This window comes from Acuticoccus kandeliae (genome assembly GCF_003073115.1).
The window spans coordinates 507,650-521,159 of the sequence record NZ_QBBV01000001.1; the positions used below are offsets into that span (position 1 = coordinate 507,650).

The following is a 13,510-nucleotide window of genomic DNA, read 5'->3' on the forward strand; positions in this document are numbered from 1 at the left end:
GGGCCGGTTTCGGCCCCGCCTGAAGCGCGATATTCTCCCCCGCAAAACGACACGCGGGGGAGACGATGCGGGCGATCCTTGCTGCCGGAGCGACCCTCGGGCTGATCCTCGCCGCGAACGCGGGACCGGCCCCGCGCGACGCACTGCCCGAGCCTGTCGGGGACGACGCCTATCGGCCGGTGGACGAAGCGGAGGCGGCGCTCGGCCAGCTCCTCTTCTACGACCCGATCCTGTCGGGCAATCGCAACATCGCCTGCGCCACCTGCCACCATCCGCGCTTCGCGACCGGGGACGGCGTGTCCCTCGCGCTCGGCGAGGGCGGAATCGGGCTCGGCCCGGAGCGGACCGCAGACCCGGACAATCTGCCGGAGCAGCGCGTCCCGCGGAACGCCCAGGCGCTCTTCAATCTCGGCGCGCGCGAATTCACCGTGATGTTCCATGACGGGCGGATCGAGGCCGACCCGAACCGCCCCTCGGGCCTGCGCACCCCGCTCGGCGAGGACATGGTGCAGGGCTTCGCCTCGCTCCTCTCCGCGCAGACGATGTTCCCCGTCCTCTCGCCGGACGAGATGGCCGGGCATTATTCGGAGAGCGACGTGTCGAAGGCGGTGCGTCTCGGCCGCCTCACGGGCGAGGGCGGGGCGTGGGACATCATCGCCCGCCGCGTCGCCGCGCTCGATGACTACCGGCACCGCTTCGAGGCGGTCTACCCGGAGATCGCCGCCGGCCGGCCGATCGCCTTCACCGACATCTCCAACGCAATCGCCGCCTTCGTCGAGTTCGAGTGGCGCTCCGACACGAGCCCGTTCGACGCCTTCCTGCGTGGCGAGGCGCCCCTCCCGGAGGAGGCGGAGGCGGGGCTGGACCTCTTCTACGGCGCGGCCGGATGCGCGGCCTGCCACACCGGCCCCTTCCAGACCGACCACCGCTTCCACGCGATGGGCGCGCCCCAGCTTGGCCCCGGCAAGGGCGCGCGCTTCGAGCTGCACCGCCGCGACGAGGGGCGGATGGAGGTGACGGGCAAGGAGGAGGACGCGTTCCGCTTCCGCACCCCGTCGCTCCGCAACGTCGCGCGGACCGGCCCATGGGGGCACGCGGGCGCGCACAGCGAACTCGCCGCCTTCCTGCGCGACCATGTGGAGCCGGGTGCCGCCGCCGGCCGCTACGACCGCCATCTTGCGGTCCTCCCCGTCCTGCCGGGGGTCGAGGATTGGGCGGTGATGGACGACACCGACGAGCGCGCGCGCATCATGGCGGCGGTCGAGATCAATGACCATGCGCTCGGCGAGGCCGAGATCGCGGCGCTCCTCGCCTTCCTCGACACGCTCTCCGACCCGGCCGCCCTTGCGGGCCGCCTCGGCATTCCCGCCAGCGTGCCGAGCGGGCTCGAGGTGCCGCGCTAGCTCTAATGCGGCGGCGCTTCGGCGGCGCGGGTCGCGTAGGGGCGCAGCGAGAGGGACGCGCCGTCGCGCCAGAGGGCGGCCTCCGTGCCCGCGGGAACGGTCAGCCAGTCGGACGCGCTGCCGTCGGGCCAGACGACGCGGAGGGTGGCCGCATCGTCCGTGCCGAGGCCGAAATGGACGGGCAGCGCCTCGCCGCCGCCGTGCCCGCCGCCGACGGTGATCTCGCGCGTGTCGAGCGATCCGTCCGCCATGCGACGCTCCAGGAAGGCGCCGACCGCGAACCCGTTCGGTCCGTCCTGGCGCGGCATGAGCGCGATCGACCGGCCCACGGGGCCGAGATTGCGGTAGAGCTCCAGCGGCGCGCGGCGGTTCACCACCACGAGGTCGAGCGCGCCGTCGCGGTCGAGATCGGCGAGCGCCGCCCCGCGCGAGCGGTGGACGGTGGCGACGCCCGCATCGAGCGCGGCCTCGGTGAAGCGGCCGTCCGCCTCCTGGAGGAGGAGGTTGTTCGGGTCTTCAAGGGCGTTGGTCGGCATCTGGTCTACGTTGCCCTTGGCGATGAAGAGGTCGGCGCGGCCGTCATTGTTCACATCCGCGAACTCGGCGTGCCAGCCGGTGGAGGGGCGCCCGTCGTCGCCGAAGAAGGGGCGCTGGGCGAAGGTGCCGATCGAGAACGGGGCGAGGCGGTAGCCCTCGGGCCCGGCGATCATCATGAGCTGGTCGCCCATCGAGGTGAGGACCACCTCCGGCAAGCCGTCGCCGGTCAGGTCGCGGCTCGCGATGCCCATCCCCCAGATCGAGACGGGGGCCCAGCCGTCCTCCCGGCCGAGGAGGGTCGGCTCCGGCATCCGCCACATCTGCTCGTGGCCGCCGCGCACATAATAGTGGCGGTCGTTGGAGACGCGCAGGTCCTGCCGGCCGCGGCGGCTATAGTCGGAGAAGAGCATCGAGAGGGCGCAGAAGCCGGGCTCCAGGATCTGCGGCGGGGCGTAGGTCGTGCCCTCGGGGCGGTAGAGCGCGTTGGCATCGCACGCCTCGAAGGGGCCGTTCGGGTCGGCCCGGTCCACATAGTTGCCGATCGCGAGGGTCGGGCGGCTCGCGCCCGGCTCGAAGGTCGCGCTGAAGGCCGTGCTCCAGGCGTCGCCCGGCTCGAAGCCGAGCCGCGCCGTCGCGTCCTCGAAGGTGCAGTCCCCCTTGCCGAGGAGGAGGCGGTTCGGCCCGACGCTGAGGATTGCGAGGTCGAGGATGCCGTCTCCGTCGATGTCGAGCGGCCACAGGCCCGTGACCTCGCGCATGTCGCCGAACGCGCCTTCGGTGAAGGCGAGCGGCGCGCCCTTCCTGCCCGTGGCGTTGACGAAGAGGCGGGCCGGGGCGGCACCGCCGGCGACGGCGAGGTCGGGGAAATGGTCGCCATTGCAGTCGAACGCGGCGACGCCGCCGCCGACGAAATGCTCCCAGCCGCCCTCATAGATGTGGGGCGGGCCGGGGAGGGCGGCGCTCGCGTCGGAAAAACGGGGGATCGCGGCGTCGGCCGCGGCCTCGCCCGCGAGCGCGAGGAGGAGGAGAAGTGCGAGCGGGCCTCTCATGCGACGCGTCCCTCGCCGATGAGCTGCTCGGTCAGCGCCGAGAGGGCGAGGGCGGCGGCGCCGCGCGCCCACACCATGTCGCCCCAGGCGTTGATCTCGATGTGCGGTGGCGTGCGCCCGGTGTCGAGGATCAATTCGCGCACCTCCGCGAGGACGTCTTCGGCATAGAGATAGTCGAAGCGGATCTGGCCGCCCGAGATGATGATGAGGTTCGGGTCGAAGAGCTGGTAGACGTTGGCGAGCCCCACCGCGAGATAGCGCCCCGCGCGGCGGAAGATCGAGCGCGCGCCAGCGTGGCCGTCCTTCGCGTGCTCGTAGAGGCTGTCGAGGAGCTGGCGGGCGCTCTCGGCGGTGTCGCGGTTCCAGTCGAGCGCGGTCTGCGCCTCGCGCACCAGCGCATAGTCGGCGACATAGGCTTCCAGGCACCCGCGCCGACCGCAGCGGCAGAGCGCCCCGTCGAGCTGCACCTTGGTGTGGCCGAGCTCCATGCCGAGCCCGCTGCCGCCGCGGAAGAGCCGGTTCTGCAGGACGAGCCCCATGCCGACCCCGTTCTCGATGGTGACGACGGCGAAATCCGTCATCGTGCGTCCATGCCCGAACCAGAGCTCGGCGAGGGTGAGGAGGTTCGCGTCGTTGTCGATGGTGACGGGGAGGCGCAGCCGCTCGCTGAGGATCGCGCCGAGATGGGTGTCGCGCTCGGCGAGGATGGGTGACCAGAGGGCGATGCCGCGCGCATGGTCGATGACGCCGGGGAGGCCGAGCCCCACGCCCCAGAGGTCGGCGCGCGAGAGGCCCGCGGAGAGGATCGCGGCGTCGAGGACGCTCTCGGTCTCCACGAGCGTGCGCGCGACGGGCTGGCGGTGCGCGCCCGACGGCAGCGTCGCCTCGCCGACGAGTTCGCCCGCGAAATCGAGGATCACGGCCGAGTGCGCGTCGTCGGAGAGCTTGATGCCGGCGACATAGTAGGCGCGCGGGGCGACGGCGAGCGCCACCGGCGGGCGGCCGCGCGTGCTGTCGCGGGAGGCGCCGTCCACCTCCTCGACGAGGCCGGCGGCGAGGAGTTCGGCCGAGATCGCGCTGACCGAGGCGGGGGAGATCGCGAGGAGGCGGGAGAGGTCGGCGCGGCTCGCCTCGCCCGCGGCGCGCAGATGCTCGAAGAGGCGCTGGCGCATCGGCCGCGTCTCCACGACGGTCGGCAGGAGCGGGCCGCACCCGTCCCTCCGGCGTGGTTCGGCCGTCTCATCCGGTGAGAGGGGCGCGCGCAACATTACTTCAATGTCCGAATTATTACGGGCCTCATCATGCCCAACTCGATGCGATTTGCCACCAATTTCACCGCTGCGGTCGCGAAGCGCTTCTTTCGCACCTGCGAAGGTGGAATTTTATTTTGACTGCTGAATTAATTATGCGAAGCTGAGGGCAGACCTCGAACGAGGAACGTCCCGCAAGAGGACGGGGCGGAGGGAGGAAATCGATGATGATGAAGACCTTCTTGGCGGCTGCGCTGACGGCGGCCAGCCTGAGCACCGCGGCCATGGCGCAGGACCTCACGGTCGGCGTCAGCTGGTCCAACTTCCAGGAAGAACGCTGGAAGACCGACGAGGCCGCCATCAAGTCCGCGCTCGAGGCGGCCGGCGCGTCCTACGTGTCGACCGACGCACAATCCTCGTCCTCGAAGCAGATCTCCGACATCGAGAGCCTGATCGCGCAGGGCGTCGACGCCCTCATCGTGCTCGCGCAGGACGCGCAGGCGATCGGCCCGGCGGTGCAGGCCGCCGCGGACGAAGGCATCCCGGTCGTCGGCTATGACCGCCTGATCGAGGATCCGCGTGCCTTCTACCTCACCTTCGACAACGTGGAAGTCGGCCGGATGCAGGCCCGCGCCATCTTCGAATTGGTGCCCGAGGGCAACTACGTGATGATCAAAGGGTCGCCCACCGATCCGAACGCGGACTTCCTGCGCGGCGGCCAGCAGGAGATCCTGCAGGGCGCGATCGATTCGGGCGCGATCACCATCGTCGGCGAGGCCTACACCGACGGCTGGCTCCCCGCGAACGCCCAGCGCAACATGGAGCAGATCCTCACCGCCAACGACAATAATGTCGACGCGGTCGTCGCCTCCAATGACGGCACGGCCGGCGGCGCGGTGGCCGCGCTCACCGCGCAGGGCATGGAAGGCACCCCGGTCTCCGGCCAGGACGGCGACCACGCCGCGCTGAACCGCATCGCCCGCGGCACGCAGACCGTGTCGGTCTGGAAGGACGCGCGCGATCTCGGCCGCGAGGCCGGCGAGATCGCCGTCGCGATGGCCGGGGGCAAGGCGATGAACGAGGTCGACGGGGCCGCGGAGTGGACCTCGCCGGGCGGCGTGAAGCTTTGGTCGAAATTCCTGACCCCGGTGCCGATCACGAAGGACAATCTGAACGTCGTGGTCGATGCCGGCTGGATCTCCAAGGCGGACCTTTGCCAGGGCGTGCAGAACCCGCCCGCCGCCTGCCAGTAGGACAAATGCGCCGCCGCGGCCCCGTCCGCGGTGGTGCCCCCTTTCGTGAAGGCCGTGCGAGCCGACCGGGTGGCTTCCGCGGGTGAGCCCGCCCCCGCCGCCACCCTGTCTCGCCACGGAATGGAGTTGGGCCGGGAAAGTCCGCGATCGCCATGACAGACGCAGCCGACCACGCCACCGCCCCGCCGCGCGCCGCGCCGCGGAAGAACATCTTCAGGACGCTCGAGATCGACACGCGCCTTCTCGGCATGATCGGCGCGTTCGTCGTCCTGTGCATCGTGTTCGACCTCGTCGCCGACGGCCGCTTCCTCACCCCGCGCAACATCTTCAACCTGACGATCCAGACCGTCTCCGTCGCGATCATGGCGACGGGCATGGTCTTCGTGATCGTCACCCGCAATATCGACCTGTCGGTCGGCTCGCTCCTCGCCGTCTGCTCGGCCGTGATGGCGATGATGCAGACGGTGATCCTGCCCGACTGGCTCGGCCTCGGGCTCGGCCACCCGGCGATCTGGCTCGTCTCCATCGTGGTCGGCCTCGTCGTCGGCACGGCGATCGGCGCCTTCCAGGGCTTCCTCGTCGGCTACCTCACCATTCCGGCCTTCATCGTCACGCTCGGCGGCCTCCTCGTCTGGCGCAACGTCGCCTGGTACCTGACGGCGGGGCAGACGATCGGCCCGCTCGACGCGACCTTCATGAAGTTCGGCGGCATCAACGGCACGCTCGGCGAGACGCTGTCCTGGGCGGCCGCCGCGATCGCGGTCGCGGGCACGATCGCGATGATCCTCTCCAACCGGCGGGCGAAGGTGGCGCACGGCTTCCCGGTGAAGCCGCTCTGGGCGGAGGGGCTGCTCGCCCTCATCGCCACGGGCGCGATCGTCGGCTTCGTCGCGATCCTCAACGCCTACGAGCTGCCGTCGGGCCGCATCCGCCGGATCTTCGAATTGCGCGGCGAGGCGGTGCCGGACGGCTTCACGATGGCCTACGGCCTGCCGATCTCGGTGCTCGTCCTCATCGTCATCGCGGTGGTGATGACGGTGGTCGCCCGCCGCACGCGCCTCGGCCGCTACATCTTCGCGACCGGCGGCAATCCGGATGCGGCCGAGCTCTCCGGCATCAACACCCGCCTCCTCACGGTGAAGGTGTTCGCCATCATGGGGGCGCTCTGCGCGCTGTCGGCCGTGGTCGCCTCGGCCCGTCTCGCGAACCACTCCAACGATATCGGCACGCTCGACGAGTTGCGCGTCATCGCCGCCGCGGTGATCGGCGGCACGGCGCTCTCCGGCGGCATCGGGACGATCTACGGCGCGATCCTCGGCGCGCTCATCATGCAGTCGCTCCAGTCGGGGATGGCGATGGTCGGCGTCGACGCGCCCTTCCAGAACATCGTCGTCGGCGTGGTCCTCGTCCTCGCGGTGCTGATCGACATCCAATACCGGCGCAAGACGGGAGCGAAGTGATGACGATGACCGACACCGCCCCCGTCGCGGGCACCTCGGTGCCCCTCGTCGAGATGCGCAACATCCGCCTCGCCTTCGGCGGCGTCCACGCGGTCGACGACGTGTCGATCGAATTGCGCGCCGGCGAGGTGCTCGGCCTCCTCGGCCACAATGGCGCGGGCAAGTCGACGCTGATCAAGATCCTGTCCGGCGCCTACCAGATGGATTCGGGCGAGATCCGCATCGACGGCAATACCGCGCGGATCGAGAGCCCGCGCGACGCGCGGCGCTACAATATCGAGACGATCTACCAGACGCTCGCGCTCGCGGACAATCTGAACGCCTCGGCGAACCTCTTCCTGGGGCGCGAGCTGATCACCCCGCTCGGCTTCGTGGACGACGCGAAGATGGAGGCCGAGACGCGCAAGATCATGGCGCGCCTCAACCCCAACTTCAAACGGCTGAACGAGCCAGTCTCGGCGCTCTCGGGCGGCCAGCGCCAGTCGGTCGCGATCGCCCGCGCGGTCTATTTCAACGCCAAGATCCTCATCATGGACGAGCCGACCGCCGCGCTCGGTGTCCACGAGACGCAGATGGTCGCCGAGCTGATCGACGAACTGAAGCGCCAGGGGCTCGGGATCATCCTCATCTCGCACGACACGCGCGAGATGATGGCGCTGTGCGACCGCGTCTGCGTGATGAAGAACGGGCAACTCGTGGGGACCGAGCGCGTCGAGGACGTGACCGAGGACGACATTCTCTCCATGATCATCCTCGGGAAGAATCCACGAGAAGCAGCCTGATCGCATGTACCTCGGCATCGACCTCGGAACCTCCGGCCTCAAGGCGGTTCTGATCGACGACGCGCAGACGCTGGTGGCGGAGGCGACCGCGCCGCTCACCGTCTCGCGCCCGCACCCCTCCTGGTCCGAGCAGCACCCGGCCGACTGGATCGAGGCGGCGCGGGGCGCGCTCGGCGCCATCGCCGCGGAGGTGCCGCTCGACGGGGTGCGCGCCATCGGCCTCTCCGGCCAGATGCACGGGGCGACCCTCCTCGACGCGTCCCACACCGTGCTGCGCCCGGCGATCCTGTGGAACGACACGCGCGCGGCGGACGAGGCGATCACCCTCGACGCGACGCCGGTCTATCGCGAGGTGTCGGGCAACATCGTCTTTCCCGGCTTCACCGCGCCGAAGCTCAACTGGGTGCGCCGGCACGAGCCGGCCCTCTTCGACGAGGTCGCGCTGGTGCTCCTGCCGAAGGACTTTCTGCGCCTCTGGCTGACGGGGGAGGCGGTGACCGAGCCGTCCGACGCCTCGGGCACGAGCTGGCTCGACACGGGCGCGCGGGTCTGGTCGCCGGAGCTTCTGGAGCTCTGCGCGCTCGACGTCGCCCACATGCCGCGGATCGTCGAGGGCAACGCCCCCTCCGGCGCGCTGCGCGGCGAGATCGCGCGCGAGTTCGGCCTGCCGGCGGGCATTCCGGTCGCCGGCGGGGCGGGGGACAATGCGGGGGCGGCGGTCGGGATGGGCGTCGTCTCGCCGGGCGACGCCTTCCTCTCGCTCGGCACCTCGGGCGTGCTCTTCGTCGCCTCGCCCGGCTACCGGCCGGCGCCCGAGACGGCGGTCCACACCTTCTGCCACGCGCTCCCCGATGCCTGGCACCAGATGGGCGTCATCCTGTCCGCGACGGACGCGCTCAACTGGTATGCGGGCTTCGTCGGCAAGGATGCGGCCTCGCTCGCCGGCGGGCTCGGCCCGCTGACGGCGCCCGGCCGCGCGCTCTTCCTGCCCTATCTCGGCGGCGAGCGCACACCGCACAACGACGCCGCCGTGCGCGGCGCGCTGATCGGGATCGCCCACGATTGCGACACGGCCGCCGGGACGCGCGCGGTGATGGAGGGCGTCGTCCACGCGGTGCGCGACTGCCGGGACGCGCTCGCGGCGGCGGGGACGACATTCGACCGGCTGATCGCCGTCGGCGGCGGGAGCCGGTCCGCCTACTGGCTGGAGGCGATGGCGACCTCGCTCGGCGTGCCGATCGATCTGCCGGGCGCGGGCGACTACGGCGCCGCCTTTGGCGCGGCGCGCCTCGCCATCATGGCCGCCACCGGGGAGGGCGCGGCGCTCGCGACGCGGCCCGAGATCGCGCGGACCATCGAGCCGAACGCGGCGCTGGCGTCGGGTTTCGCCGACGCGCACGCCCGCTACCAGGCCGCCTATCAGGCCTTGAAGGACATCTCGTAGGTCTGCGCGCCCGTGACGGCGGCGGCCGATCCCCCCGCCGCGCCCGGCATCCCCTCGCGCACGCGCTTCACGCTGTCGGCGGCGGCCGCGGCGAGGAGGCGCGCGTCGCTCCCGACCGTCACCATGTCGAAGCCCCATTCGAGCGCGCGGATGGCATAGTCCGGCCGCCCGCAATGGAGCGCGGCCTTCTTGCCGGCCCGGTGGGTGGCGGCGAGGATCGTTTTGATCGCGTCGATGATCTCCGTCTCCTCCCGGTCGAACCCGGCGGGGAGGCGGCCCTCGGTGAGGCCGATCGTGAGGTCGGACGGGCCGACATAGATGGCGTCGATCCCCGGCGTGGTGACGATCGCTTCAAGATTCGCCATCGCCTGCGCCGTCTCGATCATCGCGAAGGCGAGGATCTCGTCATTCGCCTCGGCGCCATAGTTCGGGCCGGCGGCGAAGGCGACGCGGGTCGGACCGTAGCTGCGCAGCCCCTTCGGCGGGTAGCGGAGCGAGGAGACGAACGCCTCCGCCTCGGCGCGGGAGTTCACCATCGGGCAGATGATGCCGTAGGCCCCGGCGTCGAGCAGCTTCATGATGATGCCGGGCTCGTTCCACGGCACCCGCGCCATCGGCACGGTGCCGCTCGCGCGCATCGCCTGGATCATCGGCAGGGCGGACGAATAGTCGAGCGCGCCGTGCTGCAGGTCGATGGTGACGCTGTCATAGCCCTGCTCGGCCATGATCTCGGCGGTGAAGGTGTTGCCGATCGAGAGCCAGGCGTTGATCGTCTTCCCGCCCTCGGCCCAGCGCTGTTTGAGGCTGTTCTTAATCACGCTTCTTGATCCTCCCCGGGACGGCCCGAGAGTGGTCGGGCGGGGCGGTCGGATCAACACCTAAATGTCGAACGATTTCCGCGTTGAAGCGACGGCTCATTTTTGCCCGCCCCGCGCCGCCCGCTGGTACCAGCGGATCGCCTCGGCCTGGTCGCGCGCGACGCCCTCGCCGCTGAAATACATGTCGCCGAGCTTGTACATGGCGGCCGTGTCGCCCGCTTCGGCGGCGGCCCGCGCGGCGCGGACCTCTTCGGGCTCGTCCGCTTGCGGGGCGGCCGCGGGCGAGGCGGCGGGTCGCAGGAATTCGAGGCGGAGGCGCGCCGAGGCGGCCTCGGGCGTGCCCGGATAGGCGGCGACGAAGCGCTCCAGCACCGTCGGATCGCTGCTTCCGGCGATCAGCGCGTAGATCGCAGCAACGTTCGTCGCCGCGGCGGGCGCCTGCTGCGCCACCGGCACGGGCGTCGGCAGAGGTGCCGGGGTGGACGGAGTGGCGAGGGCCTTCAGGGTCGGCGAGGCGGCGGCGATCTCGGCAAGGCGCTTGGCGCCGTTCAACTCGCCCGGCACCACGGCGCGATAGTGGAGGCCCACCATCTTGTGCGTCTCGTTGTCGAAGACGGGGGCGCCGGAGGAGCCCGGAAGCGTGTCGCAAAGGTGGAGGATGTCGGCCCCGTCGAGCGCGGGGGAATGGGTGGCGCAGGCAAGGCTGACGTGCTGCTCGCGCCCGCCCGGATGGTGGACGACGAAGAGCGACTGGAGATCACGGATCGTCGCGTCCGGCGCGATCGAGACCGTGCCCCAGTCGGCGCCCGGATGGCCGGAGACGCGGTGGATCGCGTAGTCGAGCCTCTCCGAGGCCTCCACCGGCTCGACGTCCACGACGTAGCGCTTCACCCCCTCCGAGCTGCGCGGCCGCAGATAGCCCATCCACAGGATGGCGTCGGCCGCCGTCCCGATGGGATTGCCCACGATGCAGTGATTGTTGGTGAGGAGGAGGTCGTCGGCGATCAGCGAGGCGGTGCAGAAGCCGAGTTCGCGCTTGCCGGCGACGTCGATGGCGATCGAAAGGCGGCCGACGGGGCGGCCGACGCGGCGCAGGAGATCCTCCGGATTGTAGGCGCGGGCCGCGCGCATCCGCCCCGCGGCGCTGGAGGTGATGATGGCGCGGGTGAGCCGCGTCTCGCCGGCTTCCTTGGGCGGGTCGAGATCGTCGACCGATCCGCGCTCCATGATCGCGATCTGCGCCCGCGCCGTGCCGCTCGCGAGCCAGGGCTCGGCGAGCGCGGCGACGAGGAGCCATGCGAGGCGCATGGCCTTGCGGGGCGGGCGAACGGGCTTGTCCTCGTTCATCGGCGGACCTCGCTTCGGCAATCGGCCAAGCCATGAACGAACGCGGCCGGGCGGGCAAGCACCGCCGCCCGGCCGCGCCGGCTCAGCGGGCGGCCTCGCCCTCGTCCGGAGTCGGGGCGGGGCGGGTGTAGGGACCGTCGAGCGGGTAGACGCACGCGGCGGTGGCGGGCCGGGTCTGCTCGGCCGTGGCGCGCGGGATGGCGAGGCGGGCGGGGCCCTCGGTGCAGGCGGGCTCTTGCCGGGGCGGGGCCTCGACGGGTGCGGCCTGCGGGCGGGCATCGCCCCCTTCGGCGAGGACGGCGATGGGGACCGCCACCATCGCGCCGATCAGCGCCACGTTGATCCGTGCCGCGATGCGCCGGGTGAGCGAAGCGCGCGGTGCCGCGAAATCCATCATAGGGCCCTCCATTCCGTCGTCGCAGACGAGATTGGAGGGGGCAGACCGGGTTTTGCGGTCAGTCCGGGGTGAAGCGGAGGGTGAAGCTCTGCACCGGGGCCGCGTCGTCGTCCGCCCACAGGATGTCGACGATGACGGAGAGATCGCCGACCGGCAGCGTGCGGATCGGGATCACGGTGGACTGCCCCGGCGCGAGCGTCAGGCCGCGGAAGAGCTGCTGGTCGGCGGTGATCGCGATCGTCGCGAGCGGCTCGTCGGCGCGGATCTCCAGCGCGCGCGAGGGCGCGTCGTTGCGCAGTTCGAGGAGGCAGAGGTCGGTGAGGGGGATCGCGATCGTCTCCTGCGCCGCCGCCTCCTGCCGCGCGCGCACCAGGGGACGGCCGTCGAAGAGCGCCTCGCGGCAGTGCTCGCCGTCCAGCGGGCGGCTCGTGATGATGCGGATCGCGCTGACCGGCTCGTCCGTCACCGGGTAGGCTTCGAGCCGGGTCTCGGCCGCGGCGGTCGCGACACCGGCGAGCCAGAGGAGGAGGGCGAGGACGGGCGGTGTCATGGCGTCCCCTCGAATTCGAGGGCGAGGGCCTCTTCCGCGCCCTCGGCGGCGACGGTGAGCCGGGCCGTGCGCCCGACCGGCGGCGCGCGGAAGACGAGGAGATAGCGCGCGCCCGGCGAGAGGGTGATCGGTCGGCCCATCGGCGAATCTCCTTCGATGATGCTGCCGGCGAGGGCCGAATCGAGGCCGATCGCCATGACGGCGGCGCCCGTGTTGGTGAAGCGCAGCGCGCAGGTCGCCTGTGTCGCGGGCACGCCGATCCGCGCGCCGTCGATGGCGACGGGCCGGGCGGCCAGCGCGGCCCCCGTCATTTGCGCCTCGACGCAGGCCGCGCGATCGGCCGCCGTCAGGCGTTCGATGGAGAGGCTCGCCGACACGTCACGCTCCCGCTCGCCCTTTCCGGCGAGAATGGAAAGGCCAAAGGCGATCGCGCCGGCGACGATCAGCGCGAGGAGGACGAGGACCGCGACACGCCCCATCCCCCGGCGCGGCGGGCGGGGCGGCGCGGGCGATGTGGCGGGCTCCACGACGCCTGCGGCCTCGCGCGCGAGCGCCTCGACGCTCTCGAAGCCGTCGAGCAGGACGAGGCGGCCGCCCGGCGGGAGCGCCCGCTCGATCGCGGCGCGATCGGCCTCGGCGGGGTCGGCGAGCGCGAAGGCGACGATGGCGTCGGCCCGGCGGCGGGCGAGCGCACCGGCACTGTGGCCGAGCTTTTCGCCGACATAACGCGCCTCGCCTGTGGGGTTCAGCGCGCCGTCGACGGAGCCGGTCGCCCAGACGATCCAGTCCGCATCCTCGACGGCGGCGATCTCGGCGCCGTGGCGCACGATGCGGTGGGCGAGGAGGACCGGCAGTTCCCAGCTCCGCCCGTCATCGACCGCGCCCTCGATGACGAGATGGCAGGGGGACGGGCTGTCGCCGAGCGCCTTCAGCGCGCCGTCGACGAGGCGGTGGTAGCCTTCCGCGATCGGGAGCGGGCGGAAATCGTCGATGCCCGTCGCGATGCTCTGGCCGAGATGGGGCTTGTGCGCGAGGTCCACGACGCGCGCGAGCCCGCCCGTCGTCGGTACGAGGACGGCGACGCGGCGCGCGCGCTTCGGCTTGCTGTCTTCGTCGATCTCTGTCGCGCGCACGGGGATCTGTCGGCGGTGGGATGGATCTTGCCTTAGGCTTCGGACCCGATCAGGACAGGGTCTGCGCGCCGCCGAGGCGGCGCCCGA

The 13,510-nt window shown here is 71.5% G+C and carries 12 protein-coding genes; 5 read left to right on the forward strand and 7 right to left on the reverse strand.

Annotation, left to right across the window (positions count from 1 at the left end; translation table 11 throughout):
• Positions 1-65: 65 nt before the first annotated feature.
• Positions 66-1,403 (forward strand): cytochrome-c peroxidase, encoded by a 1,338-nt coding sequence (locus DBV35_RS02355; RefSeq protein ID WP_108658637.1) that lies wholly within the window; start codon positions 66-68, stop codon positions 1,401-1,403.
• A 2-nt stretch (positions 1,404-1,405) separates the two neighbouring features.
• On the opposite strand, the gene DBV35_RS02360 is transcribed toward DBV35_RS02355, so the two are convergent.
• A complete protein-coding gene (locus tag DBV35_RS02360; protein WP_108658638.1) occupies positions 1,406-2,989 on the reverse strand; it encodes a CRTAC1 family protein in 1,584 nt (527 codons plus the stop codon).
• Positions 2,986-4,257: an ROK family transcriptional regulator gene (locus tag DBV35_RS02365; RefSeq protein WP_108658639.1), complete on the reverse strand. Its 1,272-nt coding sequence runs from the start codon at positions 4,255-4,257 to the stop codon at positions 2,986-2,988. Before DBV35_RS02365 ends, DBV35_RS02360 begins: the two co-directional genes overlap by 4 nt.
• A 209-nt stretch (positions 4,258-4,466) precedes the next feature.
• Here DBV35_RS02365 and xylF point away from each other — a divergent pair, with 209 nt between their 5' ends.
• The 4 genes from xylF (at position 4,467) to xylB (ending at position 9,178) form a co-directional block, all read left to right on the forward strand.
• Complete coding sequence (gene xylF / locus DBV35_RS02370; protein WP_205648433.1) at positions 4,467-5,492, forward strand: D-xylose ABC transporter substrate-binding protein; 1,026 nt, start codon at positions 4,467-4,469, stop codon at positions 5,490-5,492.
• Positions 5,493-5,644: 152 nt separating this feature from the next.
• Positions 5,645-6,952, forward strand: a complete 1,308-nt coding sequence (locus DBV35_RS02375) for a sugar ABC transporter permease (protein WP_108658641.1) — start codon at positions 5,645-5,647, stop codon at positions 6,950-6,952.
• Between the two features lie 5 nt (positions 6,953-6,957).
• Positions 6,958-7,734, forward strand: a complete 777-nt coding sequence (locus DBV35_RS02380) for an ATP-binding cassette domain-containing protein (RefSeq protein ID WP_425428459.1) — start codon at positions 6,958-6,960, stop codon at positions 7,732-7,734.
• Positions 7,735-7,738: 4 nt separating this feature from the next.
• Positions 7,739-9,178 carry a xylulokinase gene (gene xylB, locus DBV35_RS02385; protein ID WP_108658643.1) on the forward strand — a complete coding sequence of 480 codons (1,440 nt, stop codon included), beginning with the start codon at positions 7,739-7,741 and terminating at the stop codon, positions 9,176-9,178.
• On the opposite strand, the gene DBV35_RS02390 is transcribed toward xylB, so the two are convergent.
• The 5 genes from DBV35_RS02390 to DBV35_RS02410 form a co-directional block, all read right to left on the reverse strand.
• A complete protein-coding gene (locus DBV35_RS02390; RefSeq protein ID WP_108658644.1) occupies positions 9,154-9,996 on the reverse strand; it encodes an HpcH/HpaI aldolase family protein in 843 nt (280 codons plus the stop codon). The two genes, xylB and DBV35_RS02390, sit on opposite strands and share 25 nt — an antisense overlap.
• Before the next feature lie 96 nt (positions 9,997-10,092).
• Entirely contained in the window at positions 10,093-11,343 is a 1,251-nt protein-coding gene (locus tag DBV35_RS31265) for a trypsin-like peptidase domain-containing protein (protein WP_108658645.1), read from the reverse strand.
• Between the two features lie 82 nt (positions 11,344-11,425).
• Positions 11,426-11,737 carry a hypothetical protein gene (locus DBV35_RS02400; protein WP_205648434.1) on the reverse strand — a complete coding sequence of 104 codons (312 nt, stop codon included), beginning with the start codon at positions 11,735-11,737 and terminating at the stop codon, positions 11,426-11,428.
• Between the two features lie 61 nt (positions 11,738-11,798).
• Entirely contained in the window at positions 11,799-12,290 is a 492-nt protein-coding gene (locus DBV35_RS02405) for a hypothetical protein (RefSeq protein ID WP_108658647.1), read from the reverse strand.
• Complete coding sequence (locus tag DBV35_RS02410; RefSeq protein WP_108658648.1) at positions 12,287-13,423, reverse strand: hypothetical protein; 1,137 nt, start codon at positions 13,421-13,423, stop codon at positions 12,287-12,289. Before DBV35_RS02410 ends, DBV35_RS02405 begins: the two co-directional genes overlap by 4 nt.
• Positions 13,424-13,510: the final 87 nt, after the last annotated feature.